We start from the raw sequence: 25,596 nt of genomic DNA on the forward strand, positions 1-25,596 counted from the left end.
GTTCATGGCGAATACGTTCGCTGTGACGGTGCTTCTCATTGTTCTCGGTCTCGCCGGGCATCAGGTCATGGCGGCAGAGGTCGGTGTCGTCCAGGCCGCTACGCTGGCTTTGCTCTACGCCTTCTCGGCGAATGCGCGCAGCCTCATCCTCAGCAAGACTTCCGGTGTCTCCGCGTATGCGGTCATGTCGGGGCGGTTGCTGCTAATGGCCCCGCTGGCGGTGGCGTCATATTGGCTGAGCGCCGATGTGGCGGGCGCAGAACCTTTGTTTGCCGTCATCTTGATTGCACGTCGTTGCATCGAGTGGATCGGCGAGGTGCATTTGAGCGAGATGGAGCGTCTTGGCAAACAACGTGTAGCCAAGGACTATGTTGTCTTGCAATCATTCTTGTTGTTCGGTGTCCTGGTCTGGATTGTCGGCGACTTTCCCCTTCCGTTGGTGGGCCTGTCTTTATGGGCGGGCGTGCCGTTGCTCTTCAGCGCCAGATTCCTGGTGGGCTTGCGCAGTCTGGCAGGCAACCCGCTGCGAGGCTCCGTGCGCAAGATCCTGCCGAATCTTGGATCGACCGCGATCATCGGCATCACAGTCTATGTATTTCGGGTGTTGATTCTGCTGGTGACGACCAAGGAGGTGGCCGGAGACCTGTTTACCGCGTTTGCTATTGGCGGCGCCATCGGCTCGATCTTTGCTAATGCTCTTGGCGCGAGCATCGCTCTGCATGAGCAGAATAGTGGCAAACCTCATCAGCCCCTGTTTCTACGGCTCGCACTGACCCTGTTGCTATTTTCCGGGCTTTGCCTGACGGTGATGGCACTTCTGCAACTGCCGATTCTGGAGTTGACCAAGAAATCCTTCTTTTTCTGGCAGGCAACGGGGTTATCCATGATCGGTGGCGTCATCATGGTCCATGCCCAGAGAACACGCTTCCGTCTATTGCAGCATGATGCCGAACATGATGTCTTCGGTCCTGACGTGCTGATGAATATCCTTATCTTCGCCGTAGTGCCATTTTCATTCTATCTGTTTGGCCTGCAGGCGCTGAGCGCCTTATACCTAGCCAGTTCATTGATGGCGTACGTGTTCTACTTCAGCGCGAAGAAGGAAAAGCAGGAAAACATGGGCGGGCAGGTGTGGTCTGTCACGACCGACCGGACATTGCGCATGGCGATTGCGGCTTTGTTGCTGTTGCCTCTGTTTCTCCAGATCGGCCATGGTGTATTCCATAGCGATTCAGCCATGTATGACTCAGGGGGAAGAATCACGGATCTTCCCATTCCATTTTCCGCGTTGTGCTGCTATCTCGGGATTCTGTTGTTGGGCACCTATCGGCGCGCGTTTTTGTCGTTCAGCTATATCTTCATGACCTGTGTCCTGATGATCATGTCGGCTATTATTCTCACGCAAAATATTCCTGACCAGCAGCAAGCAAAATTCCTTCTGCTGATCCAGCTTTTGCTGCCGATGTTTGCTCTGGTATTGGGGCAAGTGTTTGAGCCCCGGGATGTCGTCAATGAAGACATATATCCCAAAGCATTCTTCTGGGTGCTGATCGTTACTGTCCCACTCCAACTGATCTATACCTGGCAGTCTGGAAGTGGCTATCTGTCTCCGAGGCTGGGGTTGTTTTCCGCTTACCAGGCGCTCGAGTATGTGCCGCTTGTGTTTGTTGCCGCGTACATCGTCGCCTTGTTTAGTTTGTGGAAGTTGCCGCAATACAGGCCTGGTTTCTTTGTGCTGTCAATTTGCATGGCCCTCTATGCGGTGGCGTCATCCTCGATTTTAAGCTGTCTGTTGTTGTGCATCGGAACGGTTGTTTTCTCTTGGCAGCGCACACAGCGCAATGCCGTCCTGCCGATGTTGCTGTTGATCAGCGTTCTAGTCGGTGGTGGGGCGTACGCGACATATGCAGCGCATCTGACGACACGGGCTGCTTCCTATGCCGCAGTTTCGATCGCCAAGGACGGCACCGCTCCCTCAGCGAATCCCATTTCTCTAATCGAAATGCAGACCCGTTTTTCTGAACGCATCAAGTATTGGGACTTTTACTTCAACGGAGTGACCTCCGGCATCAAGTCACTTTTACTGGGAGCAAGTAGCGCGCCTGAACGCAACCGCTATCCGAGTGCGCATAACTACTATCTGGATTTTCTCTACAACTTCGGACTGATCGCTTTGCTGCCGACGTTGCTGCTCATTGGTGTCACGGTGAAGAGAATGCATGGTATGTGGCATGAAATCAAAGATTCGCCGGCCTTGTTGTCGCTCAGCTTGGTGGTCCCGTATCTGGTGATTGTCGACAACACCGTCAAGGTCAGCATGCGACAGCCCTATTCAGGGGTTTTCATTTTCTTCCTGTGGGGGTTGTTGATCACGAAATTATCAAAATTGCGTATGAGGGCTCCTGATGCAGCAGCATAGAATTTTACCTCAATTGATCACGAGGATTTTTGTCTTCGTCTTTGTGGCTATCATGCTGGTATTGGCGGTTATTACCTTTCATGAATATCCCGGTAGCGGCTATATCTATTTGCTTTTCACGGTGATATCGAACTATCTTCTATGGCTCGGGTTCCGAAGGAACGCGATCTATTTTGATACCTTCATCGGGGTTCTTTTTTATCTTGGTTTCTGGCTCAAGTTGAGCATTCGCGTCGCGTTTACCGAAGGTCGATTCGTTGAACAGACTGGAAACTTCGACGGATCCGGCGCGGCCTTTGACCGCGGACTTCTGGTTGCTTCCTGCGGATTGTTTGCATTAGTGACGGTTTCCCTGGTGCGTGAGCGCTTGTTCCAGTATGACAAGAAGCCATCGGCCGTGCCGAGCCACCTAGGAACATATTGTTTCTATCGAAAGCACCGCAAACTTCTACTGGCCACCTTTGCCGTCCTATGCCTGAGCGTTGCCATTACGAATATTGTGTTGGGCATTTATCAACGTGGACAAGTGTCCCAGATCGTCTTGCCCCTCGGCTTGAATGGAGTTTACAAATGGCTTCTGCAGTTTGGGCTTGCCTCGTTCGGCGCATTGATTCTGCACTATGAATACGTCGTCGCGCAACGAACTTCGATTACCGGCTGGCTGTTTGCCCTGCTTGAAGGCTTTACCTCCAGTGTTTCCTTGTTGAGTCGAGGAATGGTGCTGAACTGGAGTGCCTTGTTCTTCGGATTTTTTCGTAGTGTGCAATTCAATCGACTTAAGATAAAACCAACTTTCCTCGTCGTCGTCGTCTTGTTGTTCGTGCTGTTATTTGGAAGCTCCGTTTTCTCTGTCAACTATCTGCGTCTTCAAGGGGCGTTCGCGCATGTTGCGCAAGAATTCTCTTCAGATCGGGATTGGGGGTGGCGAGGCAACGGCTCGTCAGAAAATGCCCGCATGGTCAACAACATGGGGAAATCCCTTTTCATTGACCGTTGGGTCGGGATGGAGGGAGTGCTTGCTGTAACAAGTTCCGGGAGGGAAAGCTGGGATCTCTGGATGCAGGGGTGGCGGGAGCAATATTTCGAGAATCGTACCAGTTTCTTTGATTTGAACATGGTGGATTCTCCGTACCTCAAAGCGGACAGCTCGGTTCATCACTACATTTCCTTGCCAGGCATCATTGCGTTCTGTTTTTATTCCGGTTCGTTTGTACTGTTGTTCGGGTGCATGCTTCTGGTGGGGGCAATAGGGGCCGTAATTGATGTCGCGGTATATCGTCTGGGCGGCAAGAATCTGATTTTGTGCTCACTCTTTGCGCAAGTCGTTGCTTATCGTTTTTCTAGTTTTGGTTACGTTCCCTCGCAGTCTTACCTGCTTTTTGGGTCCTTGTTTTTGAACCTGGTGATCATTTTTGGCGTGGAAAAATTGTTTGCGCATAAATTGAATCATGTATCGGGAGATGCTCAGTCAGGATAAAATCGGGCCTATCGTCAGGATTCGCTTTTAAACTAGGCATTTTCGGCACAATCCGCGCTGCAGGTTCTTGATATGCTCTTCCTCCGAATCAGCATGCGTGCGCAACCAATACTAATTAGCTAAAAGCCAAGCCACCATGTCATCGCTATTCATCAGTTTCCTTATTTCGGCCGTCATGACATTGCTCGTTATCCGATATTCGAGCTTGCATGATGGCATGCTGGACTCCGACTTGGATGGTGTGCAAAAGGTGCATGTTCATGCCGTGCCACGTATCGGTGGCCTCGGGATATTTCTTGCCGTCATTTGCGGCAGCGTTTATTCGGCTTGGCGTCAGCCCGATATCGCGCGAAGTATCGGACTGGTGCTTGTTTGTGCGAGCGTTGCTTTCGGCGGAGGCATTGTCGAGGACTTCACCAAAAGCGTGAGTCCGAAAAGACGGCTGCTGCTGACGATGCTCGCTGCGTTGCTGGGGTTCTGGCTGCTTGATGCTCGTATTGACCGGATTGATCACTTTTCCGGAAGCTGGGGTCTGAACTACACATGGATCAGCCTTCCGCTGACGGTTCTTGCTGTAGCGGGAATTGCCAACGCCATCAATATCATCGACGGTTTCAATGGACTGGCCAGCATCGTTGCGTTATGCATGTTGTTGTCTCTTGGTTACGTGGCGCTGCAAGTTGGCGACTCCTTCGTTTTGATCACAGCGCTGCTGGTGGCCGGTGCGGTGGCCGGCTTCTTTATCTGGAACTATCCGGCTGGATTGATTTTCATGGGAGACGGTGGCGCGTACTTCCTCGGTTTCATGTTGGGGGAGCTGGCGATTTTGCTGGTGATGCGCAATCCACAGGTGTCAACATGGTATCCGGCGCTGTTGCTGATCTATCCCTGTTTTGAAACCGTGTTTTCAGCATATCGGCGTTTCTTTCTGCGGGGACAGTCTCCCGGCATGCCGGATGGCATTCACTTGCACAGTTTGATTTTTCGCCGTCTCGTCCTGTGGGCCGTAGGGAGACGTGACGCGCGTACCTTGACGCGGCGCAATTCGCTCACTTCGCCCTACCTCTGGCTGTTGTCGCTGATGGCGGTTGGGCCTGCAACGTTGTTGTGGCGTCATACCTGGGCGCTGATGCTGTGTTGTGCCCTGTTTGTACTAAGCTACGTCTGGTTGTATTCGCGCATTATCCGGTTCAAGTCTCCACGTTGGCTGATTCTGCGGAAAAAGCATAAATAGACTCGACGACATTGACGCTGACAAGAGAACGATTCATGACCACTATTGCTCCTTCCATCTTCAAAGCCTACGACATCCGCGGCATCGTCGGCCAGACTCTCAACGCCGAGGTGGCGAAACAAATCGGCCAGGCCTTCGGCAGCGCTGCCCTTGCCAAGGGCCAGACCTCAGTCGTGATCGGCCGCGACGGTCGCCTGTCCGGCCCTGAGCTGACTGCCGCCCTGGCTACCGGATTGCAATCGGCCGGCATCGACGTCATCGACCTCGGCGTGGTGGCCACCCCCATGGTGTATTTCGGTACGCACGTGCTGGGCACGCAATCCGGCGTGATGGTCACCGGCAGCCACAATCCGCCCGACTACAACGGTTTCAAGATGGTGCTGGCCGGCGAGGCGATCCATGGCGAAACCATCCAGGCCCTGTATCACGCCATCGTGGAAAACGAGTTCGCCAGCGGCACCGGCGCCTATCGTACCCACGATATCCGCAAGCAATACATCGACCGCATCGTTGGCGACGCCAAGCTGGCGCGCCCGATGAAGATCGCCGTCGACTGCGGCAACGGCGTGGCCGGCGCATTTGCCGGTGAGCTGTACCGCGCGCTCGGTTGCGAAGTCACGGAATTGTTCTGCGAAGTCGACGGCACCTTTCCCAACCATCACCCCGATCCGGCCCATCCGGAAAACCTGCAGGACCTGATCCGCTGCCTGCAGGAGACCGACAACGAGATCGGCCTGGCCTTCGACGGCGACGGCGACCGCCTGGGAGTGGTCACCAAAGACGGCCAGATCATTTATCCGGACCGGCAGCTGATGCTGTTCGCGGCCGACGTGCTGACGCGCCATCCCGGTCGTGAAATCCTCTACGACGTCAAGTGCACGCGCCATCTGGCGCCGTGGATCAGCGCACGCGGCGGACAACCGCTGATGTGGAAGACCGGCCATTCGCTGGTCAAGGCCAAGCTGCGCGAAACCGGCGCGCCGCTGGGCGGCGAGATGAGCGGACACGTGTTCTTCAAGGACCGCTGGTACGGTTTCGACGACGGCCTGTATGCCGGCGCGCGCCTGCTGGAGCTGCTCAGCCGCGAAGCCGATCCGTCGGCGATGCTGAACGCCTTGCCGCAATCGATCAGCACGCCCGAATTGCAGTTGAAGCTGCAGGAGGGCGAGAACTTCGCCCTGATCGGCAAATTGCAAAACGATGCAAAATTCCCCGGCGCCGAACAGGTCATCACCATTGACGGCCTGCGCATCGAATACGCCGACGGCTTCGGCCTGATGCGTTCCTCCAACACCACGCCGGTGGTGGTGCTGCGCTTCGAGGCCGAGACGGAGCAAGCGCTGGCGCGCATCCAGGATGAGTTCCGGCGCGTGATCCTGGCGGCCCGGCCGGATGTAGCCTTGCCCTTTTGAAAGGGGTAAGATGCTGGCCCACAGACAAATAATAGTGGGTTAGCCTTGAACATCCTGATCGTCCGCGTTTCGTCCCTAGGCGACGTGGTGCACAACATGCCCATGGTCGCCGACATCCGGCGCCATTATCCGGATGCCAACATCGACTGGGTGGTGGAAGAGGCCTATACGAGCCTGGTGCGGCTCAACCCGCACGTCCGCCGGATCATCCCCATCGCCCTGCGGCGCTGGCGCAAGAGCCTCGGCTCGGCCGCCACCCGCGCTGAAATCGCCGGATTCTATCGCCAGCTGCGCAACGAGGCTTACGATATCGTCTTCGATACGCAAGGCTTGCTCAAGACCAGCGTCGTGATGCGTCTGGCGCGTCTGGCGCCGGGCGGCAAGCGCGTCGGGTTGGCCAACGCCACCGAGGGTTCGGGCTACGAGCCTCTTTCCAGGATTTTCCATACGCAGAGCGTGCCGGTCGGTTTGCATACGCATGCCGTGCTGCGTGCGCGCACCGTGGCCGCGGTTGCGCTCGATTATTCGTCGGATGACACGGCGGATTTTGGATTGGGTGCGCCGCCGCCAGCCGAATTACCTGACTGGCTGCCGCAACATCCCTATGCCCTGTTTTTCCACGGCACGGCACGCGCCGCCAAGCAATGGTCGCCCGAGAACTGGGTCGCCGTGGCGCAGGCGCTGCATGCACGCAATCTGCCGGTCTTGCTGCCGTGGGGCAATCTGAAAGAAAAACAAGCTGCCGAGCGCCTTGCCGCGTTGATGCCACAGGCTACGGTCCTTCCTGCGCTGTCGCTGATGGAGGCGGTGACGCTGGTTCGACGGGCCACGCTGGTGGTCGGGCTCGATACCGGTCTCACACACATTGCCGCCGCCTACTGTCGGCCTACCGTCGAACTGTACTGCGACTCCCCGCGCTGGAAAACCGAAGGAAACTGGTCGCCTTTCATTGCCAATCTGGGCGATATCGGCCAGGCTCCTGATGTAGCGCAAGTACTGCTCGCCATTGATGGCGTATTGTCGGCGCAGGCTGCCGCGTAGCGCGGTGGCGCACGGAACAACGAGGCATAATATCGACATGGAATCGCAAATTATCGAAATCGGCGTCACCGACTGGCAGGTGGTGGAGCCGAATCCCGCATGGATCGCCGGCCTGGAGGCCGGCAAGGTGCTGTATTTCCCGCAACTGCCGTTTGAATTGTTGCCGGAAGAGAAAGTCTTGCTGAAGCCTGAAATTCGCGATCCCAAGGTTCGCAACATCAGCCTGGACGCCCGCGGCCACATCAAGGGCGCCGCTGGCGACGCCGAGCAGCAGTTGGCGCTGGCCGCCATGGTCGGACGTTTCCGCGAGCAGGCGCTTGGGCTGGTGCATTCCCTGCTGCCCAAATACAGCGACGCGCTGCGGGTAGCGCCCACCAGCTACCGCCCGATGCAGGTCGAGACCCGCGCCCAGTCCTGGCGTGCCGATGACCGCCGCATGCATGTGGATGCCTTTCCCTCCCGTCCCAACTATGGTGAGCGCATCCTGCGCGTGTTCAGCAACATCAATCCCGACGGCGTGCCGCGCGTCTGGCGCGTCGGCGAGCCGTTTGAAACCGTGGCGCGCAAGTTCGTGCCGCGCGCCAAGCCGTATGTGCCGTGGCAGGCCAAGGCGCTCAAGGCGCTGCACGTGACCAAATCACTGCGCAGCGAATACGACCACCTGATGTTGCAGCTGCATGACGGCATGAAGGGCGACATGGCCTATCAGGAAAGCGCCGGCCAGGTCACCATGCCGTTCGCGGCCGGCTCGGTCTGGGTGTGCTTCTCGGATCAGGCTTCGCATGCCGTGATGTCCGGTCAGTACATGCTGGAGCAGACCCTGCACCTGCCCGCTGAAAAGCAATATGACCCCGCCGCCAGTCCGCTCGCCATCCTGAGCAAGCTCACCGGACGTCAGCTGGTCTGATGCGCCTGCTTTATTCTGCGCTGTGGTGGGTCGGCTTGCCGTTCGTGTTGCTGCGTTTGTGGCGGCGCGGCCGCAAGGAGCCGGGTTATCGGCAACACATCGGCGAGCGCCTCGGCTTTTATGATCAGTTCCGTCAGCGCGCTTTGTCGCCGCTGATCTGGGTGCATGCCGTTTCCGTCGGCGAGACGCGTGCGGCGCAACCCCTGATTGAGGCCTTGCTGCAAACCTATCCGCAGCACACGATCCTGCTCACGCACATGACCGCCACCGGTCGTGCGACCGGGCAGCAGTTGTTCGCTGCGCACGGCGAACGCGTGATCCAGAGTTATTTTCCCTACGACACCGGCTGGATGTGCGCGCGCTTCCTGCGGTATTTCAAGCCGCGGATCTGCATCCTGATGGAAACCGAAGTCTGGCCTAACATGGTGCGCCAATGCGTACGCGCAGGCGTACCGGTGATGCTCGCCAACGCTCGCCTGTCGGCGCGTTCGCTGCGGCGCGGCCAGCGCTTCGGCGCCATCCTGCTGGAAGCGGCAGCGGGCATCGATTGCGTCGCGGCGCAGTCGGAGCAGGATGCCGAACGATTGCGCCTGTTCGGCGCACGCCAGGTCCACGTGACCGGCAGCATCAAGTTCGATGTCGAAGCGCCGGCTGAGATGGTTGCGTTGGGACGACAATGGCGCGCGCAGTTCGGCGAACGTCCGGTGCTGTTGTGCGCGAGCACGCGCGAAGGTGAAGAAGCGTTGATCCTTGACGCGCTCCGCGGGGTTGCGAATCGCGATTTCCTCACCGTGATCGTGCCGCGCCACCCGCAGCGTTTCGATGAAGTGGCTGCTCTGGCGACAACACGCGGGTTTGCGACGCAACGCCGTTCCTCGCTGGGCACGGCATCGGTCGCAAGGGCGGTCGATGTCGTCCTGGGTGACTCGATGGGGGAAATGTTCGCCTATTACGCTGCGTGCGACGTCGCTTTCATCGGCGGCAGCCTGCTACCGCTCGGGGGGCAGAATCTGATCGAGGCATGCGTGCTAGGCAAGCCGGTGATGATCGGCGCGCACACCTTCAACTTTCAGGTCATCAGTGAACAGGCAGTCGCGGCCGGGGCAGCCGTCCGTATTGCAGACGCCGACGATCTGTTGCGCGCCGCAGTGAAATTGTTGGCGCAAGCTGAGCCGCGCGAAACCATGAGCGGGCATGCTGCTGCATTTGCGCGACGCCACCGCGGCGCCACACAGCGTACGCTGGGCCTGGTCGAAGGATTGCTCCGTCACTAAATCGACCGCACACCAGGATGTTGCGGAGGTGTTTCCGATCCTGCTCAAGGCGGCGACACGTCCTCACGCAAGGTCTGGCCCGGTCGTGAGTCCGTGAGGTTGAGGACCAGTTTCTGCTTGCTGACAAAAGCCGAATCGCGGTCGAGCAGAATATAATGCCGCCTTTACGTTTCTTTTGCCGCCTCATGCCGCCTCAAGCCGACAGCGTCGCCCATCCTCTGCATAACCATCCTATCTATCGTCCCGACATCGACGGCATGCGCGCCCTCGCCGTGGTATCGGTCGTGCTATTCCATGCTTTCCCGGACTTGCTGCGCGGTGGATTCGTCGGCGTTGATATCTTCTTCGTCATCTCGGGATACCTCATCAGCGGGATCTTGTTCAACGATCTGAAGCGAGGATCGTTCAGCATCCTCGATTTCTACGTTCGCCGCATCAAGCGGATCTTCCCGGCGTTGATCCTTGTCATGCTCACCTGTTTCGTGCTCGGCTGGTTCTCTTTGCTAGCCGAGGAGTTCCGACAACTCGGCAAGCATATGACGGCTGGCGCCGGTTTTGTTTCCAACATTGTTTTGTGGAGCGAGGCCGGTTACTTCGATACGTCAGCCGACACCAAGCCCTTGCTCCATTTATGGTCGTTGGGTGTGGAAGAGCAGTTTTACCTGATCTGGCCCCTGCTGCTCTGGGCGGTCTGGAAGCGGCGCTGCGGGGTGGTTTTTATCGTGATCGCGCTCTTGTCGTTCGGCGTGAATATCGCAACGGTGCAGACCGACAGCGCCGCAGCGTTTTACCTTCCGTTCTCTCGGTTCTGGGAACTCACTGCCGGCGCGCTCCTGGCATATCTTTCTTTTCGCAAACCGGGGTTTGTTCTTCCGGGAGCGACTGTCTTTTCCTGGGTCGGTCTTGTCGCCGTGGCGGCAGCGATGGGCCTGGTGACAAAAACTCACGCTTTCCCGGGATGGTGGGCCATTTTTCCGGTGCTGGGCGCCTGGCTGATACTGGCGTCCGGCCCGCAAGCCTGGCTCAATCGTCGGGTCTTTTCGGCGCGTGCGATGGTCTGGATCGGACTCATCAGTTATCCGCTCTATTTGTGGCACTGGCCATTGCTGGCATTGGCCCGTCTGCTGGTAGGGCAGACGCCGCCGGCGACAATCCGGATCGCGGCGGTTTGCCTGGCCATTGCGTTGGCCTGGCTGACCTATCGGTTCGTCGAGCGTCCCATCCGTGTCGGCGCTCGTGGGCGACGTATTGCCGGTGTTCTGGCTTGCCTCATGCTGTTTGTCGGCTATGTGGGCTACTACACCGTGCAGCGCAACGGCATGGAGTTTCGCGACATGGGCCGGATCACCAAGCTCTTTAACGCGGATGTTGAACAAGTCGCCGTGTTGAATCGCTTTGAATTGCCGCATCCCTCTTGTGACCAATTAGTCGGCGCCGCCCATCCGCGCGACTGGTGTACCAATGCCGTGGCGCCGTCGCAGGAGCCTGCATTTCTGCTGATCGGCGACAGTTATTCGGGCGCGTATGCGCCCACATTCGCCAGCTTGTATCGGTCGAAGCCGGTGCCGGATCAGGTCTTCCGGCAATTCGCCCGGGGCGCGTGTCCTTCCCTGCTGGAATATGGCCTCGATTATTGCCGTGAAATCAGCGGCAAGATTGCCGAGTACGTCAAGCGTACAGCCTCCATCAAGACAATCGTGCTGGCAGAGAACTGGCCTGGCTACTATCTTGCCGACGGCGAGCAGTTCACACAGGCGCTGGAGCGTACGGTGGTGTTCTATCGTCAGTTGGGCAAGCGTGTCGTCATTCTGTTGTCGCCGCCAAACGGCGCCAATCCCAAGGCATGCATCATGCGCGCAGTGCGTCTGTCGGATGCCAATTTCTGCGACTTGCCGCTGGCGCGCGCGGAACAATTCGACACCCATTACCGGGACACCTTGCTGCCTCAGATGCAGCGCTTGAAGGTGCCGGTATTCGACCCTTATCCCTATTTTTGCAGTAAGGATGGCTGCAAGGTCATCGACGGCCCGCGTATCCTGTACTACGATCCGGGTCACCTGAGCGCCTATGGCGCCGAATTTCTGGCTACCCGGGCGTCTGAGGAATTATCTGCATTGATCGCGGTGTCGCACTGATTGATATCGTCTTGTTGGCAGAAACAAAAAACGCCCCTCGAAAGGGGCGTTTTCATTGGCGGTCGGGGCCGCTTACTTTGCTGCCGCAGCCACCGTCGTCTCATTCAACCCCCCACCCAGCGCACGATACAAATCGATCGCATTGTTCAGGCGCAGTTGACGCGCCTGGATCAATGCTTGCTGCGCCGAGAACAGATCGCGTTGCGCGTCGAGCTGGTCGAGCGAGGAGGCGATGCCGTTCTTGTAGCGCAGGTCGGTGAGGTTCAGGCGTTCCTGTTGCGCTTTCAGGAAGGCTTCCTGGGCTTCGATCTGTTCGTCCAGCGTGCCGCGTGCCACCAGCGCATCGGCAACTTCGCGGAAGGCCGTTTGTATGGTCTTTTCGTACGTCACGATTGCCTGGTTCTTGCGCACTTCCGCTACATCCAGGTTGGCGCTGTTGCGGCCGAAGTCGAAGATCGGCAAGCTCAACTGCGGGCCGTAGGACCAGGCGCCCGAGCCGGAATCGAATAAACCTCCCAGCGAGTTGCTGGCGCTGCCGAAGGAGCCGGTCAGGCTGATGCGCGGGAAGAACGCCGCACGCGCCGCGCCGATGTTGGCGTTGGCGGCCAGCAGCTTCTGTTCCGCCGAACGGATGTCAGGACGACGCGTCAGCAGATCCGACGGCACGCCGGCAGGAATGTCGGTGACGATGTTCTGCAGCGACAGGTCCTGGCCTGCAGGCAGGTCCTTGACGTTGGTGCCGACCAGCAGCGTCAGGGCGTTTTCCGCCTGGGCGCGCTGGCGCAGCAGCGTTGCTACCGACGTGCGCGCCGATTGCACCAGCGTGTCGGACAGGCGCAGGTCGAGCGCCGACGAGGCGCCGACGTCGAAACGTTTCTGCGCCAGGCCGAGGTTGGACTGACGGCTTTCCAGGGTCTGTTGCGCCAGCTTCAGTTGCTCGGCATAGGAGCGCTCGGTCAGATAAGCCTGCGCAACCTGGGATACCAGGCTGATTTGCACCGATTGCCTGGCTTCTTCGGTCGACAGGTATGTCGACAGCGCGGCGTCCTTCAGGCTGCGAACGCGGCCGAAGAAGTCCAGTTCATACGCAGGAATCGCCAGGCCGACCTGGTAGCTCTTGGTGATCAGCGGTGCGCCGGTGGTCGACTGGCTGGCCGACAAACGGGTGCGTGATTCGCTGCCGGTGGCGTTCAGTGTCGGCAGCAAATCGGCACGGGCGATCTGGTACTGCGCGCGCGCTTCTTCGATGTTCAGTGCCGCAGTGCGCAGATCACGGTTGTTTTCCAGCGCGGCTGCGATCAGTGCCTGCAGGCGTTGATCAGGGAAGAACTGGCGCCAGCCGAGAGTGGCGGCGTCATACTGGCCCTTGGCGTCGGCCGGATAGCTGCCTTCGACCGGCGCTTGCGGGCGCTCGTAGGTTGGCGCCAGCGTGCAGCCGGACAAAACACCGACCACCAGCATGGCTGCGCTCAACTGCTTCAGGCGCAGGGTGGGAAACTTAACATTGTGGTCCTCCGCATCGATTTTGTGATGGGCGGCGTCCAGCTTGCGCTGGCGTTCGCTGCCTTTGAAGATTTTGCGCTGGACTCAAAAGAGCCGCCTGGCCCTTGGCGTCGGCCGGATAGCTGCCTTCGACCGGCGCTTGCGGGCGCTCGTAGGTCGGCGCCAGCGTGCAGCCGGACAATACGCCGACCACCAGCATGGCTGCGCTCAACTGCTTCAGGCGCAGGGCGGGAAACTTAAACATTCTTATCCTCCACATCGATTTTGTGATGGGCCGCGTCCAGCTGGCGCTGACGTTCGCTGCCTTTGAAGATCTTGCGCACGACGACGAAGAAGATCGGGACCAGGAACACGGCCAGTACGGTTGCCGTGATCATCCCGCCCATCACGCCGGTACCGATGGCGCGTTGGCTGGCGGAGCCGGCGCCGCTGGCGATGACCAGCGGCAGCACGCCGAGGATGAACGCCAGCGAGGTCATGATGATCGGACGGAAGCGCAGGTGCACCGCTTCCAGCGTCGCTTCGATCAGACCCATGCCTTGTGCTTGCAGATCCTTGGCGAACTCGATGATCAGAATCGCGTTCTTCGCCGACAAACCGACCACCGCAATCATGCCGACCTTGAAGTACACATCGTTAGGCATGCCGCGCAGCGTCACGCCCAGCAGTGCGCCGAGAATGCCCAGCGGCACCACCAGCATCACCGCCAGCGGGATCGAGGTGCTTTCGTACAGCGCAGCCAGCACCAGGAACACGGCGATCAGCGACAGCGCATACAGTGCCGGCGCTTGCGAGCCCGAGGTCTTTTCTTCCAGCGACTGGCCGGTCCACTCGAAACCGAAGCCTGGAGGCAGCTTGGCGACGAATGATTCCATTTCTGTCATGGCGTCGCCGGTGCTGCGGCCAGGTGCTGCACCGCCGGCGATCTTCATTGCCGGATAGCCGTTGTAGCGAATCAGCTGCACGGGACCATTGATCCACTTCGACGTCGTGAAGGCCGAGAACGGCACCATGGTTCCGCCGCTGTTGCGGGCATACAGGCCGGCCAGATCTTCCGGTTGCAAACGACGCTTGGCATCGGCTTGGACGATCACGCGCTGTTGACGACCCTGATTCGGGAAGTCGTTGACGTAGGACGAACCCAATGCCGTCGACAGCACGCTGTTGATGGTCGAGAACGGCACGCCCAATGCATTGGCCTTGTCGCGGTCGATGTCCAGTTGCAGCTGCGGCGCATCTTCCAGACCTTCAGGACGGACACCTGCCAGCACCTTGCTTTGCGAAGCCATGCCGAGGATCTGATTACGTGCCTGCACCAGCGCAGCGTGTCCCAGACCGGCGCGGTCCTGCAGACGGAAGGTGAAGCCGGTGGCGTTACCCAGTTCAGGGATAGGCGGCGGGTTCAACGGGAACACGATCGCATCCTTGATCTGCGAGAAGGCGCCGAAAGCGCGACCGGCGACGGCGTCAGCCGATTGCGTCTTGTCGCGCTCGCTCCAGTCCTTCAGCGGCGTGAACACCAGACCGGCATTCTGACCGTTACCCGAGAAGCTGAAGCCGGCAATCGCAACGACGTGCTCGACGGCGGGTTGTTTCAGGTAATAGTTTTCGATGGTCTTGATCACTTCCAGCGTGCGACCGGTGCTTGCGCCCGGCGGCAACTGCACGTTGGTGATGATGTAGCCCTGATCTTCGTTCGGCAGGAACGAAGCCGGCAGGCGCACATACAGCAAGCCTACACAGCCGACAATCAGCGCATACACGATCATGTAACGGCCAGTCTTGGTCAGCATCTTGCCGATGAAACCCTGATAACCGGAAGCAGTCTTGTTGAAGCGGCGATTGAACCAGCCGAAGAAGCCGCTCTTCTCGTGATGATGACCTTTTTCGACCGGCAGCAGGATGGTTGCGCACAATGCCGGCGTCAGCGTGAACGCCATCAGCACCGAGAACACCATCGAGGCCACCATCGCCAGCGAGAACTGGCGATAGATCGCGCCAACCGCGCCGCCGAAGAACGCCATCGGGATGAATACGGCGATCAGCACCAGCGTGATGCCGATCAGCGCGCCGGTGATCTGGCCCATCGCCTTGCGGGTTGCTTCCTTGGGCGACAAACCTTCTTCGCTCATGATGCGTTCGACGTTCTCCACCACCACGATCGCATCATCGACCAAGATACCGATCGCCAGCACCATGCCGAACATGGTCAGCACGTTGATCGAGAAGCCGAAGACGAACAAGGTTGCAAAGGTGCCCATCAGCGCCACCGGCACGACGATGGTCGGGATGATGGTGTAACGGATGTTTTGCAGGAACAGGAACATCACCAGGAACACCAGCACGATCGCTTCGATCAGGGTCTTGACCACTTCTTCGATCGAGATCTTGACGAACTTGGAGGTGTCGTAAGGGATGGTGTACTTCACGCCGGCCGGGAAATACCTGGCCAACTCTTCCATCTTCTTGTGCACGGCGGTAGCGGTGCCCAGCGCATTCGCGGTCGGCGACAATTGCACGCCGATGAACGAGCTTGGCTTGCCGTCGAGGCGGCCGGAGGTGTCGTACGACTGGCCGCCGACTTCGATGCGGGCGACGTCGCGCATGCGCACCGATGAACCGTCGGCGTTGGCGCGCAAGACGATATTGCCGAACTGTTCCGGGCTGGTCAGCTGGCCGTTCACGACCACGGTCGCAGAGATCTGCTGCGAGGTCGGGCTTGGCAAGGCGCCCAGCGTACCGCCGGCAACCAGCGCATTTTGTGCGGTGATGGCGGCAGTCACGTCGGCTGGCGTCAGGTTCAGGCCGATCAGCTTGTTCGGATCGATCCAGATGCGCATCGCGCGTTCGGTGCCGAACAACTGCGCCTGGCCGACGCCGGGAACGCGTTTGACTTCGTTGAGGACGTTACGCGACAGATAGTCGCCCAGCGCCACCGGATCGAGTTTGCCGTCGGTCGACGACAAGCCGATGAACAGCAGGAAGTTGCTGCGCGACTTGGTGACCTGCACGCCTTGTTGCGTCACGGCTGCCGGCAGACGTGCTTCGACGCGCTTCAAGCGGTTCTGCACGTCCACTGCGGCCAGGTCGGCGTTGGTGTCGGGCGAGAAGGTCACCGTGATTTGCACCTGGCCGTTGGCCTGGCTTTGCGACTCCATGTATTGCAAGCCGTCGGCGCCGTTCATTTCCTGTTCGATCAGGCTGGTCACCGAATCGTCGAGGGTTTGCGCGGTCGCGCCCGGATATGTCGCCGTGACCACGATGGTCGGCGGCGCAATGCTCGGATACTGGGAGACGGGCAGGCCGGTAATGGCCAGCGCGCCCGCCAGTATGATGAAGATTGCTAGCACCCACGCAAATACGGGGCGATCAATAAAGAACTTTCCCATCTGACAGCCTCTTAGTTAGCTTTGGTTGCGGCGTCCTGCTTGGCTGGCGCCCGACCAGGTGCAGCGGATGCACCTGCCGGGGCAGCGCCGGCATCAGCGGCCGGACCCTTCCAGGGCACCGGCTTGACCGGTGCGCCCGGCTTGGTCTTCTGAATACCTTCGACGATCACGCGATCGCCGGCTTTCAGGCCGTCCGTGACGATCCAGCTGTTGCCTTGGGCGGAGCCGGTCTTGACCGGACGCGCTGCCACCTTGTTGTCGTCGCCGACCACAAACACCGACGAACCGTTCAGGTCGCGCATGACCGCTTGTTGCGGCACCACGATGGCGGATTCGTTGACTGCTTGTTCAAGTTGCGCGCGCACATACATGCCCGGCAACAACGTGCGGTTCGGATTCGGGAACTCGGCGCGGATGGTCACTGCGCCGGTGGTCGCGTCAACCGTGACGTCCGAGAACAGCAGCTTGCCCGGCAGTGGGTAAGGACGGCCGTCGTCGGTCACCAGCGTGACCTTGGCCTTGCCTTGGCCGACTGTCTTCAACTGGCCGCTGGCCATGGCTTGCTGCAGTTTGAGCAGGTCGGTGCTCGATTGCGTCAGGTTGACGTAGATCGGGTCGAGCTGCTGCACCACGGCCAGCTGCGTTGCGTCGCCCTGGCCGACCAGTGCGCCTTCGGTCACCAATGCACGGCCGATGCGGCCGGAGATCGGCGAGGTCACGGTGGCGTAGCCCAGGCTCAGGCCGGCGGTCTGCACTGCTGCCTTGCCGGCGGCGACATCGGCTTCCGCTTGCTTCTGCGCGGCGACGGCGTCGTCATATTCCTGCTTGCTGACGGCGTTGACTTCGACCAGCGGCTTGTAGCGTTGCGCCTTCAGAGAGGCTTGCGTCAGCGAAGCCTGGCTCTTTGCCAGCGTGGCCAGTGCACTGTCGTAGTTGGCTTTGAACGTGGCCGGATCGATGCGGTAGAGCACCTCGCCGGCCTTGACTTCGCTACCCTCGCGGAAAGTGCGCTTGAGGATGATGCCGGCCACGCGGGCGCGGACTTCGGCCACGCGCGTGGCTTCCAGACGGCCCGGCAGTTCGTTGCTGATGGTGACGCGCTCCGGCGCGATGGTGACGACGGACACTTCGCCTGGCGGCATGCCTGCGCCGGCCTGGGCGTTCGGTTTTTGACCGCATGCCGCAAGGGCGGCCGCGGCAACGACAGTAAGGGTAAGGCGCGTGAAACGACTAACTGAGCTCATAAATATCTCGCACGGTAGGTAAAGTTGAAGCTGCACATGCAGCTGGTGATTCGAATACGGTAATTAAATTGCTATTTAAATTACTGACATTGCGGAATATAGCTTTGGAACAATTACGGAGTGATTACGGAATGAATCCAGAAACGGGCTTGAAAAATAATGGTGCTGCGGCAGAACCAAGAAGATAACGCAAAAATTGTTGCAGTGCAGAAAAGACAGCAGACAGGTGAAACAAAAGAAAGCAAGCGTAAAACGCCCAAGCGGCCATTGAAATCCGGTGCTATTATACATACATTCTTGTATGTATGTATTTGATTGATGTATCGCAATATGTCGAAATGCAATTCAGCGATACTTTCAGAAACATGCAAAACATGCAGATTTTCGCGAAAACGTCTCTTTGTCAAAGAGAACTGCGGCAGTCTGTCTTTACCGCACAACGAAAGTGCACGGAGATTGCAATGAATCCACTATTTATGATCACAACATCCTACTCGGACTGCTGACGATGGCCCGTTCCACCAAGGAAGAAGCCCTCGAAACGCGTTCACGCATTCTCGATGCGGCCGAACAAGTTTTTTACGAGCGCGGCGTTTCGCATACCTCGCTGGCCGACGTCGCCAAGGCCGCCGACGTCACGCGCGGCGCAATCTACTGGCATTTCAAGAACAAGAGCGACCTGTTCGACGCCATGTGCGAGCGCGTGCGCCTGCCAATGGAAGCCATCATGGAAGCGAACGCCGACGAGCGCGTCACCGATCCGCTCGGCGAGTTCATCAAGGGCGGCGTGTACGTACTCAGGCAGGCCGCGACCGATCCACGTTGCCGCAAAGTCTTCGACATCATTTTCAACAAGTGCGAATTCGTCGACCACAACGATCCCATCCTGATGCGCCAGCGCGAATGCAAGATGCAAGGCATGCTGCGCATGGAGCAAATTCTCGCCAACGCAATCTCTCGCGGACAGTTGCCGCCCAACCTGAATATCCGTCGCGCCTGCCTGATGGCGCATGCCATGTTCAGCGGCTTGCTGGCCGACTGGTTCTTTTCGCCAGACAGTTTCGATCTGGAGCTGGAGGCTGAAAGCGTGCTTACCGCCTGCATTCACGCCATCAAGACGGCGCCGACCCTGCTCAGCTGAGCCAGCACAACCAACCCGTCAGGGAGAGGGAGCGCCCAGCAGCAGGTTGATTTGCGCGAGGTCCTCTTCCTTCAGGCTGCCGGCGGCCGACTTCAGTTTCAATCCGTTCATCAGCGTGTCGTAACGCGCCCGGGCCAGATCGCGCCGGGTTGAAAACAGTTGTTGTTGCGCGTTCAGCACGTCGATGTTGATGCGCACGCCGACTTGATAGCCGAGGCGATTCGATTCCAGCGCCGACAGGCTCGAGACTTCCGCCGCTTCATACGCCTTCACTTGCGACAAACCGTTGCTCACGCCGAGATAGGCCTGGCGTGCATTGAGCACGGCGGTGCGGCGCGCATTTTCCAGATCCGAGCGGGCCTTGTCGGCCAGCGCGATCGATTCATCCACCTTGCTGCTGACGCTGAAGCCCGAGAACAGCGGGATATTCCATTGCACGCCAATCGAGTTGGCGTAGCCGCGGCCGTTGGTATAGGGCGTCAGCTGGCTGTTCTGGTTGATGTAATTGCGGCCCGCCACGAGGTCGACCGTGGGCGTGTGGCCGGCGCGATTGCGGCGGATTTCGCTCTGGGCGATTTCCAGCGAGACCTGCTGCGCCACCACGCTGTAATTCTGCTGCTCGGCGCTGGCGATCCAGGGATCGATCATGGCCGGTTGCGGCAAGCTCAATTGCACGTTCGGACGCAATGCCGACAGCGGCGTCGGCGGCTGGCCGATGATCTGCTGCAATTTGCTCAACGCCACTTCGAGGTCGTTCTGCGCGGCGATTTCCTGGGCGCCGGCCAGGTCGTAGCGCGCCTGCGCTTCATTGGTGTCGGTGATGGTGGCGGTGCCGACTTCGAAGTTGCGTTTGGCCGAGGCCAGCTGCTCCGAAATGGCGATTCTTTGCGCGCGCAGGAAGCCCAGCGCATCCTGCGCCGCCAGCACGTCGAAATAAGCCTGTCCGACGCGCAGGATCAGGTCTTGCTGGGCCTGGGCGAATTGCGCTTCGCTCACGGCCACCGACAATTTTCCTTGCTGGTAGGTTTCCCAATTGGCCCAGCGCAGCAGTGGTTGCGTCAGCTGCAGCGTGTAGGTGTTGGACGAATTCTGCATGGTGTCGCCGGAGCGTGTGTAGCTGCCGCCCACGCCAACGGTCGGCAGGATGGCGGCGCGGCCCTGCGTGATCTTTTCTTCGCCGGCGCGCAGCGCGTAGCGCGCGCTCTGGTAGATGGGATCGTTTCCCAGCGCCTGCTGATAGACCTGCACCAGATCGGCGGCGGCGGCATGGGCTGAAGCGCCCAGCAGGGCGGCTGTCAGCAGCGGGACGAGTAAGACTGGACGCATACGTTGAATTCTCTGGAGAAGATATGAAACTCCCTGATTACGCTAGCTTGCGCGGCTGTCCGGGGACGAGCGAAACGGCCGTCTTGTCGCGGCCTGGCATTGCTGAATCGGGGATGGATCAGTACGTCGGCATTGCCGTGTCCACCTGCTTGGCCCAGGCGTGGATGCCTCCGGTCAGGTTGGTCACCTTGGTGAAACCCTGGCGCTCCAGGAACGCGGCAACCTGCATGCTGCGGGCGCCGTGGTGGCAGATGCACACCACGGGCTGTTCTTCGTCCAGTTCGGAAAAACGGCCGGGAATCGTGTTCATCGGCATCAGCTGGGCAGCCTCGATGCGACAGGTATCGAATTCCCATGGCTCGCGCACATCAAGCAACAGGGGTGTCGGGCGGTCCGGGTCGGCGATCCAGGCGGCCAGTTCCGGTGCGGTGATGTGCTCCATGCAAATTTCCTAGAAAGTGAAGTGAGAATGCTCGCTGGCCGCATGCAGAGGTTTGGCCATCAGTTCAAAAACGTTGACGGTGTCGTAGACCTGGTCGGACGTGCGGGTGATGACCTGGAGCGACATGACCGGCGCTTCGCCGATGATCGCCAGAATACGGCCGCCGACCTTGATTTGCTTGAGGAAGGCGTCCGGCAGGAAAGGCAGCGCGCCGGAAATGACGATCACGTCGTATTCGCCTTGCCAGCCTTGCGCGCCGTTGCCGAGCTCGACGCTGACATTGACCACGCCGTAGCCGGACAGGTTTTGTTCAGCCAGGGCCTTGAGCTGGGGATCGATCTCGACGGTGGTCACGTGACGCGCCTTGGATGCCAGCAGCGCCGCCATGTAGCCCGAGCCGGCGCCGATTTCCAGCACTTGCTCATGCTTCTTGACGTTGGCTTCCTGCAGGATGCGCGCCTCGACCTTCGGCGCCAGCATGTTTTCGCCGCCCGGCAGCGGGATCTCGGTATCGAAGAACGCCAGGCTGCGATGCGCGGCCGGGACGAATTCCTCGCGCCGGACCACGGTCAGGAGGTCCAGCACATCTTGCGCCAGCACATTCCAAGGGCGGATTTGCTGTTCGATCATGTTGAAGCGGGCTTGTTCGATATTCATGGCAGTGGGCTCAATAGCGACGTAAAAGCAGCATTTTATCAAACCCCGACGCTGCGAGACAGCGCCAGGCTGTTGCTTTCGGGGCCGCAGTGGGGAATTCAGCGAAATTATCGCTTGCCGATTCCGCCGCCATGCTTGCAAAACGGAAATAGTCAGGACGCATGCTCGTCCTCCGCTTTGTCCTCTACTACTGCAGCGCCGAACCATTTGCGCTTGACCCAGGCGCCGAGATCGTCGAGATAGGTGTACGCCACCGGCACCACCACCAGCGTCAGCAGCGACGAGGTGATGATGCCGCCGATCACCGCCTGGCCCATCGGTGCGCGCTGTTCCGAGCCCTCGGCGATACCGAAGGCCAGCGGCACCATGCCGAACACCATCGCCAGCGTGGTCATCAGGATCGGGCGCAGACGCACGTGGGCTGCTTCCAGCAGCGCCGCGCCGCGTTCCATGCCTTCCTTGCGCGCTTGGTTGGCGAAGTCCACCAGCAGGATCGCGTTCTTGGTCACCAGCCCCATCAGCATGATGAACCCGATGATGGAAAACATGTTCAGCGTCGAGCGGAAGAACATCAGCGCCAGGAACACGCCGATCAGCGTCAGCGGCAGCGACGACATGATCGCCACCGGTTGCAGGAAGCTGGCGAATTGCGAGGCCAGGATCATGTAGATGAACACGATCGCCAACGCCAATGCACCCAGCGCGTAACCGAAGGATTCGTTCATGCTCTTGGTCGAGCCGCCGATCTGGTAGCGATAGCCGGGCGGCCAGTTGATCTTGTCCAGCATGACCTTGATGTCGGCGTTGACCTGGCCGGCGGAGCGGCCGGCGGCGTTGGCCGACAATTCGACCTCGCGGTTGAGGTCGCGCCGGTTGATCTGGTTGGCGCCGACCGTGTTGCGGATGTCGGCGACCTGGCGCAGCGGCACCATGCGCGGCGTGCCGTCGGTATTGTTGAAGCTGCTGGCCAGCATCATGCGCGACAGGTCGTCGACCGTATTGCGATCGGTCGGCGCCAGGCGCACGTTGACGTCGTAGTTCTCATCGTCGGGCGCGCGCCAGCTGCTGGCGGCCTCACCGGCCAGCAAGGGGCGCAGCGCGTTGCCGATCTGCGCCACCCCGACGCCGAGGTCGGAGCCGATGTCGCGCTTCGGTTCGATCGAGATGGTCGGCTTTTGCGGCTTCAGGCTGGAGTCGAGATCGGCCACGCCGGGGATCGCGCGCAACCTGGTCTGGACTTCTTCCGACAGGCGCCCGAGTTGATCGAGGTCCGGTCCCAGCAAGCTGAAGCGCACCTGCTTGTTGTCGCCGCCGACGCCGTCGAGCGTGCCGATGTGGGTGACCGTGATGCCGGCCACGCGCGTCAGGCGTTCGCGCAATTGCGGCGCCAGTTGCGCCGTGCTCAGTTGGCGTTCCTTGCGCGGTTTGAGGCGGATGAACACGGTCGCGTAATTCTTGCCCTGCGAATTGCCGGTGTTGACGGTGCTGTAGGTATCGACCACTTCAGGAAACTGGCGCAGCACGGTTTCGACCTGGTGCACCTTGGACTCGGTCAGTTCCAGCGACGAGCCGACCGGCGTATAGAAAGTCACGCCGCTTTCGGAATAATCGGCCTGCGGCACGAACTCGGAACCGATCAGTCCCGCCGCCGGCAACGCCAGGCCCGCAATGAAACTCAGCAGCGCCAGCACCAGCGTCATGATGCGATGGCGCAGCGACCACTTGAGCAGTTTCTGGTAACTCGCCGAGAGCCATTGCACCAGGCGTTCGAACTGATCGAGCACGCGGCCGATGGACTTGGCGTACCAGCCGTCCTTGCGCTTTTCGCCATGGACATCGGGGTCGGGCCAGATCGATGACAGCATCGGATCCAGCGTGAACGAGACGAACATCGAGATCAGCACCGCCGCCGTCACCGTAATGCCGAACTGGTGGAAGAAGCGGCCGATGATGCCGCCCATGAAGCCCACCGGCAGGAACACCGCGACGATCGAGAAGGTCGTCGCCAGCACCGCCAGGCCGATTTCCGCCGTGCCCTCCAGCGCCGCCATCTTGTGCGTCTTGAACTTGCCGTGCACCTTCATGCCGGCGTGGCGCACGATGTTTTCGCGCACCACGATCGCATCGTCGATCAGCAGGCCGACGCACAGCGACAGCGCCATCAGCGTGATCATGTTGATGGTGAAGCCGAACATGTACATGAACAGGAAAGTGCCGATCAGCGCCACCGGCAAGGTCAGTCCGGTGATCACCGTCGAGCGCCAGGAATTGAGGAACAGGAACACGATCAGCACCGTCAGCGCCGCCCCTTCGAGCAGCGTGCGGCGCACGTTCTCGACGCCGGTGCGGATCTGCCGCGAACTGTCCTTGATGACTTGCAGGCGCACGCCGGGATACAGTTTCTGCAGGTTCGGCTCCATGTCCTTGATGGCCTGCTTGAGGCCGTCGGCGACATCGATGGTGTTCTGGCCCTGCGCCTTCAGGATGTCCAGCGCGAGCGTGCGCTGGCCGTTGTAGAGCGCCAGGGTTTCCTGTTCTTCCTGGCCGTCGACCACGGTGGCGATCTGTTCCAGCGTGACCGGCTGGCTGCCGCGCCGCGCCACGATGATGCGCTTGAAGTCTTCCGGATTCTTGACGCGGCCCTGCACTTGCACCACCTTCTCGGCATCGGCCATGCGGATCGCGCCGGTCGGCAATTCCTGGTTCTCGTTCTTGACGGCGGTGATGACCTGGTCGACGCCGATGCCGAGCGCTTCCATCTCGTTGGGTTTGACGTAGATGTTGATCTGACGCTTGACGCCGCCCACCAGCGTCACCGAGCCGACGCCGCGCACGTTTTCCAGTCGTTTCTTGATGACCTGGTCGGAAATCGTGGTCAGCTCGCGCAGCGTGCGCGGACGCGTGTTCGGCGCCGTCGGATCGTTGGTGACCGAGATCGAGAAGATCGGCTGGTCGGCCGGATCGAAGCGCGTGATGCGCGGCTGGTCGACTTCCTTGCGGAAGGCCGCCTGCACCAGCGCGACTTTTTCGCGCACGTCCTGCGCGCCTTGGGCCGGATCGACGGTGAGGTCGAACTCGACGATGACCACCGACAGGCCTTCATACGAATGCGAAGTCAGGCTGTTGATGCCGTTGATGGTGTTGACCATCTCTTCGATCTTGCGCGTGACGTCGGATTCGACGTTCTCGGGCGAGGCGCCCGGATAGGTGGTCTGCACCACCACCACCGGGAAGGTGATGTCGGGAAACTGGTCGACGCGCAGGCGTTGATAAGAGAACAGGCCGAGCACCACGAACGCCATCATCATCATGGTGGCGAGCACGGGATTGCCGATGCTGATGCGGGTGAACCACATGCGCTATTCCTTCGCCGCCGGCAGGATCTTGACCGGGGTGCCTGCGTTCAGGTTGCCCAGGTTGGCCTTGACGATGCGCGCACCCTCTTGCAGGCCGCTGCTGATTTCCACCGCGTTGCCTTTGCTGTCGACGCCGCGCAGGCCGGTGACAACGTCGCGTCGCGTCAGCTTGCCGTTCTCGATGGTGTACACATAGGCCTTGCCGCCTTCGTTCTGGATTGCGGTGGCCGGCACGGTCAGCACGGCGTCGCGCTTGTCCAGGGTCAGGCTGGCGTCGGCGAACATGCCGGCGCGCAAGAGATTGTCGGGGTTGTCGATGCGCACATAGACCATGATCGAGCGCGAGCCCGATTGCGTGGCCGGATTGATGCGAACCACCTTGCCGGCGACGGCGTCAGGCAGGCCTTCCACGCGCACCAGCACTTCCTGGCCGAGCTTCACCTTGAGGATGTCGGCGGTGGGCACCGGCGCTTCCAGTTCCATCTGGCGCAGGTCGACCACGTCGAGCAGTTTATTGTCGACCGACACCTTCTCGCCGGGCTCGATGGTGCGGGTGCTGACCAGGCCGGCCATCGGCGCCTTGATGACGGTGTCGCTGAGCGCCTTTTGCGCCACGTCGAGCGCACCGCGCGCTTATGA

At 59.9% G+C, this 25,596-nt stretch carries 17 protein-coding genes and 1 pseudogene; 9 read left to right on the plus strand and 9 right to left on the minus strand.

The features are described 5' to 3' along the window. Positions 1-4: 4 nt before the first annotated feature. From HLUSI_RS0112960 to HLUSI_RS0112995, 8 genes are all read left to right on the plus strand, one after another. Positions 5-2,419 (plus strand): hypothetical protein, encoded by a 2,415-nt coding sequence (locus HLUSI_RS0112960; protein ID WP_040503458.1) that lies wholly within the window; start codon positions 5-7, stop codon positions 2,417-2,419. A gap of 52 nt (positions 2,420-2,471) precedes the next feature. Further along, positions 2,472-3,896 carry a hypothetical protein gene (locus tag HLUSI_RS0112965; protein WP_238533996.1) on the plus strand — a complete coding sequence of 475 codons (1,425 nt, stop codon included), beginning with the start codon at positions 2,472-2,474 and terminating at the stop codon, positions 3,894-3,896. 136 nt (positions 3,897-4,032) lie between these two features. After that, positions 4,033-5,130: an MraY family glycosyltransferase gene (locus tag HLUSI_RS0112970; RefSeq protein ID WP_016834387.1), complete on the plus strand. Its 1,098-nt coding sequence runs from the start codon at positions 4,033-4,035 to the stop codon at positions 5,128-5,130. A 35-nt stretch (positions 5,131-5,165) separates the two neighbouring features. Beyond that, positions 5,166-6,542: a phosphomannomutase/phosphoglucomutase gene (locus tag HLUSI_RS0112975; RefSeq protein WP_016834388.1), complete on the plus strand. Its 1,377-nt coding sequence runs from the start codon at positions 5,166-5,168 to the stop codon at positions 6,540-6,542. 45 nt (positions 6,543-6,587) lie between these two features. Beyond that, complete coding sequence (gene waaC, locus HLUSI_RS0112980) at positions 6,588-7,583, plus strand: lipopolysaccharide heptosyltransferase I (protein ID WP_029363476.1); 996 nt, start codon at positions 6,588-6,590, stop codon at positions 7,581-7,583. A gap of 37 nt (positions 7,584-7,620) precedes the next feature. Further along, positions 7,621-8,490, plus strand: a complete 870-nt coding sequence (locus HLUSI_RS0112985) for a Kdo hydroxylase family protein (RefSeq protein WP_016834390.1) — start codon at positions 7,621-7,623, stop codon at positions 8,488-8,490. Continuing rightward, positions 8,490-9,764: a lipid IV(A) 3-deoxy-D-manno-octulosonic acid transferase gene (gene waaA, locus HLUSI_RS0112990; protein WP_016834391.1), complete on the plus strand. Its 1,275-nt coding sequence runs from the start codon at positions 8,490-8,492 to the stop codon at positions 9,762-9,764. The genes HLUSI_RS0112985 and waaA overlap by 1 nt, the downstream gene beginning before the upstream one ends. 155 nt (positions 9,765-9,919) lie before the next feature. Continuing rightward, positions 9,920-11,899 (plus strand): acyltransferase family protein, encoded by a 1,980-nt coding sequence (locus HLUSI_RS0112995; protein WP_238533995.1) that lies wholly within the window; start codon positions 9,920-9,922, stop codon positions 11,897-11,899. Between the two features lie 72 nt (positions 11,900-11,971). Here the strand turns inward: HLUSI_RS0112995 and HLUSI_RS0113000 are convergent, their stop codons facing one another. The 3 genes from HLUSI_RS0113000 to HLUSI_RS0113010 form a co-directional block, all read right to left on the minus strand. Next, positions 11,972-13,360, minus strand: a complete 1,389-nt coding sequence (locus HLUSI_RS0113000) for an efflux transporter outer membrane subunit (RefSeq protein WP_016834393.1) — start codon at positions 13,358-13,360, stop codon at positions 11,972-11,974. A gap of 278 nt (positions 13,361-13,638) precedes the next feature. Next, positions 13,639-16,791 (minus strand): efflux RND transporter permease subunit, encoded by a 3,153-nt coding sequence (locus tag HLUSI_RS0113005; RefSeq protein ID WP_016834394.1) that lies wholly within the window; start codon positions 16,789-16,791, stop codon positions 13,639-13,641. An 11-nt stretch (positions 16,792-16,802) separates the two neighbouring features. Further along, a complete protein-coding gene (locus HLUSI_RS0113010; RefSeq protein ID WP_029363478.1) occupies positions 16,803-18,035 on the minus strand; it encodes an efflux RND transporter periplasmic adaptor subunit in 1,233 nt (410 codons plus the stop codon). A 508-nt stretch (positions 18,036-18,543) separates the two neighbouring features. Here HLUSI_RS0113010 and HLUSI_RS0113020 point away from each other — a divergent pair. Then, positions 18,544-19,176 carry a TetR family transcriptional regulator gene (locus tag HLUSI_RS0113020; RefSeq protein WP_016834397.1) on the plus strand — a complete coding sequence of 211 codons (633 nt, stop codon included), beginning with the start codon at positions 18,544-18,546 and terminating at the stop codon, positions 19,174-19,176. Between the two features lie 18 nt (positions 19,177-19,194). Here HLUSI_RS0113020 and HLUSI_RS0113025 read toward each other — a convergent pair whose 3' ends face one another. The 6 genes and pseudogenes from HLUSI_RS0113025 to HLUSI_RS28490 form a co-directional block, all read right to left on the minus strand. After that, positions 19,195-20,502, minus strand: a complete 1,308-nt coding sequence (locus HLUSI_RS0113025; protein WP_016834398.1) for a TolC family outer membrane protein — start codon at positions 20,500-20,502, stop codon at positions 19,195-19,197. Between the two features lie 118 nt (positions 20,503-20,620). Continuing rightward, positions 20,621-20,944 (minus strand): rhodanese-like domain-containing protein, encoded by a 324-nt coding sequence (locus HLUSI_RS0113030; RefSeq protein ID WP_016834399.1) that lies wholly within the window; start codon positions 20,942-20,944, stop codon positions 20,621-20,623. 9 nt (positions 20,945-20,953) lie between these two features. Continuing rightward, positions 20,954-21,601: a protein-L-isoaspartate O-methyltransferase family protein gene (locus HLUSI_RS0113035; RefSeq protein WP_016834400.1), complete on the minus strand. Its 648-nt coding sequence runs from the start codon at positions 21,599-21,601 to the stop codon at positions 20,954-20,956. 10 nt (positions 21,602-21,611) lie between these two features. Continuing rightward, entirely contained in the window at positions 21,612-21,764 is a 153-nt protein-coding gene (locus tag HLUSI_RS32675; RefSeq protein WP_157137849.1) for a hypothetical protein, read from the minus strand. Then, entirely contained in the window at positions 21,754-24,957 is a 3,204-nt protein-coding gene (locus HLUSI_RS0113040) for an efflux RND transporter permease subunit (RefSeq protein ID WP_016834401.1), read from the minus strand. The genes HLUSI_RS32675 and HLUSI_RS0113040 overlap by 11 nt, the downstream gene beginning before the upstream one ends. A gap of 3 nt (positions 24,958-24,960) precedes the next feature. Beyond that, a pseudogene (locus HLUSI_RS28490) lies at positions 24,961-25,575 on the minus strand (efflux RND transporter periplasmic adaptor subunit); the annotation flags it as partial. Between the last annotated feature and the right edge of the window lie 21 nt (positions 25,576-25,596).

It is taken from the genome of Herbaspirillum lusitanum P6-12, from assembly GCF_000256565.1.
Taxonomy (GTDB): domain Bacteria; phylum Pseudomonadota; class Gammaproteobacteria; order Burkholderiales; family Burkholderiaceae_D; genus Herbaspirillum; species Herbaspirillum lusitanum.

Coding starts and splice junctions, on each gene's coding strand:
- HLUSI_RS0112960 (WP_040503458.1), top strand. CDS start 5: ATGGCGAATACGTTCGCTGTGACGGTGCTTCTCATTGTTCTCGGTCTC.
- HLUSI_RS0112965 (WP_238533996.1), top strand. CDS start 2,472: ATGCTGGTATTGGCGGTTATTACCTTTCATGAATATCCCGGTAGCGGC.
- HLUSI_RS0112970 (WP_016834387.1), top strand. CDS start 4,033: ATGTCATCGCTATTCATCAGTTTCCTTATTTCGGCCGTCATGACATTG.
- HLUSI_RS0112975 (WP_016834388.1), top strand. CDS start 5,166: ATGACCACTATTGCTCCTTCCATCTTCAAAGCCTACGACATCCGCGGC.
- HLUSI_RS0112985 (WP_016834390.1), top strand. CDS start 7,621: ATGGAATCGCAAATTATCGAAATCGGCGTCACCGACTGGCAGGTGGTG.
- waaA (WP_016834391.1), top strand. CDS start 8,490: ATGCGCCTGCTTTATTCTGCGCTGTGGTGGGTCGGCTTGCCGTTCGTG.
- HLUSI_RS0112995 (WP_238533995.1), top strand. CDS start 9,920: ATGCCGCCTTTACGTTTCTTTTGCCGCCTCATGCCGCCTCAAGCCGAC.
- HLUSI_RS0113000 (WP_016834393.1), bottom strand. CDS start 13,360: ATGCTGGTGGTCGGTGTTTTGTCCGGCTGCACGCTGGCGCCAACCTAC.
- HLUSI_RS0113005 (WP_016834394.1), bottom strand. CDS start 16,791: ATGGGAAAGTTCTTTATTGATCGCCCCGTATTTGCGTGGGTGCTAGCA.
- HLUSI_RS0113010 (WP_029363478.1), bottom strand. CDS start 18,035: ATGAGCTCAGTTAGTCGTTTCACGCGCCTTACCCTTACTGTCGTTGCC.
- HLUSI_RS0113020 (WP_016834397.1), top strand. CDS start 18,544: ATGGCCCGTTCCACCAAGGAAGAAGCCCTCGAAACGCGTTCACGCATT.
- HLUSI_RS0113025 (WP_016834398.1), bottom strand. CDS start 20,502: ATGCGTCCAGTCTTACTCGTCCCGCTGCTGACAGCCGCCCTGCTGGGC.
- HLUSI_RS0113030 (WP_016834399.1), bottom strand. CDS start 20,944: ATGGAGCACATCACCGCACCGGAACTGGCCGCCTGGATCGCCGACCCG.
- HLUSI_RS0113035 (WP_016834400.1), bottom strand. CDS start 21,601: ATGAATATCGAACAAGCCCGCTTCAACATGATCGAACAGCAAATCCGC.
- HLUSI_RS32675 (WP_157137849.1), bottom strand. CDS start 21,764: ATGCGTCCTGACTATTTCCGTTTTGCAAGCATGGCGGCGGAATCGGCA.
- HLUSI_RS0113040 (WP_016834401.1), bottom strand. CDS start 24,957: ATGTGGTTCACCCGCATCAGCATCGGCAATCCCGTGCTCGCCACCATG.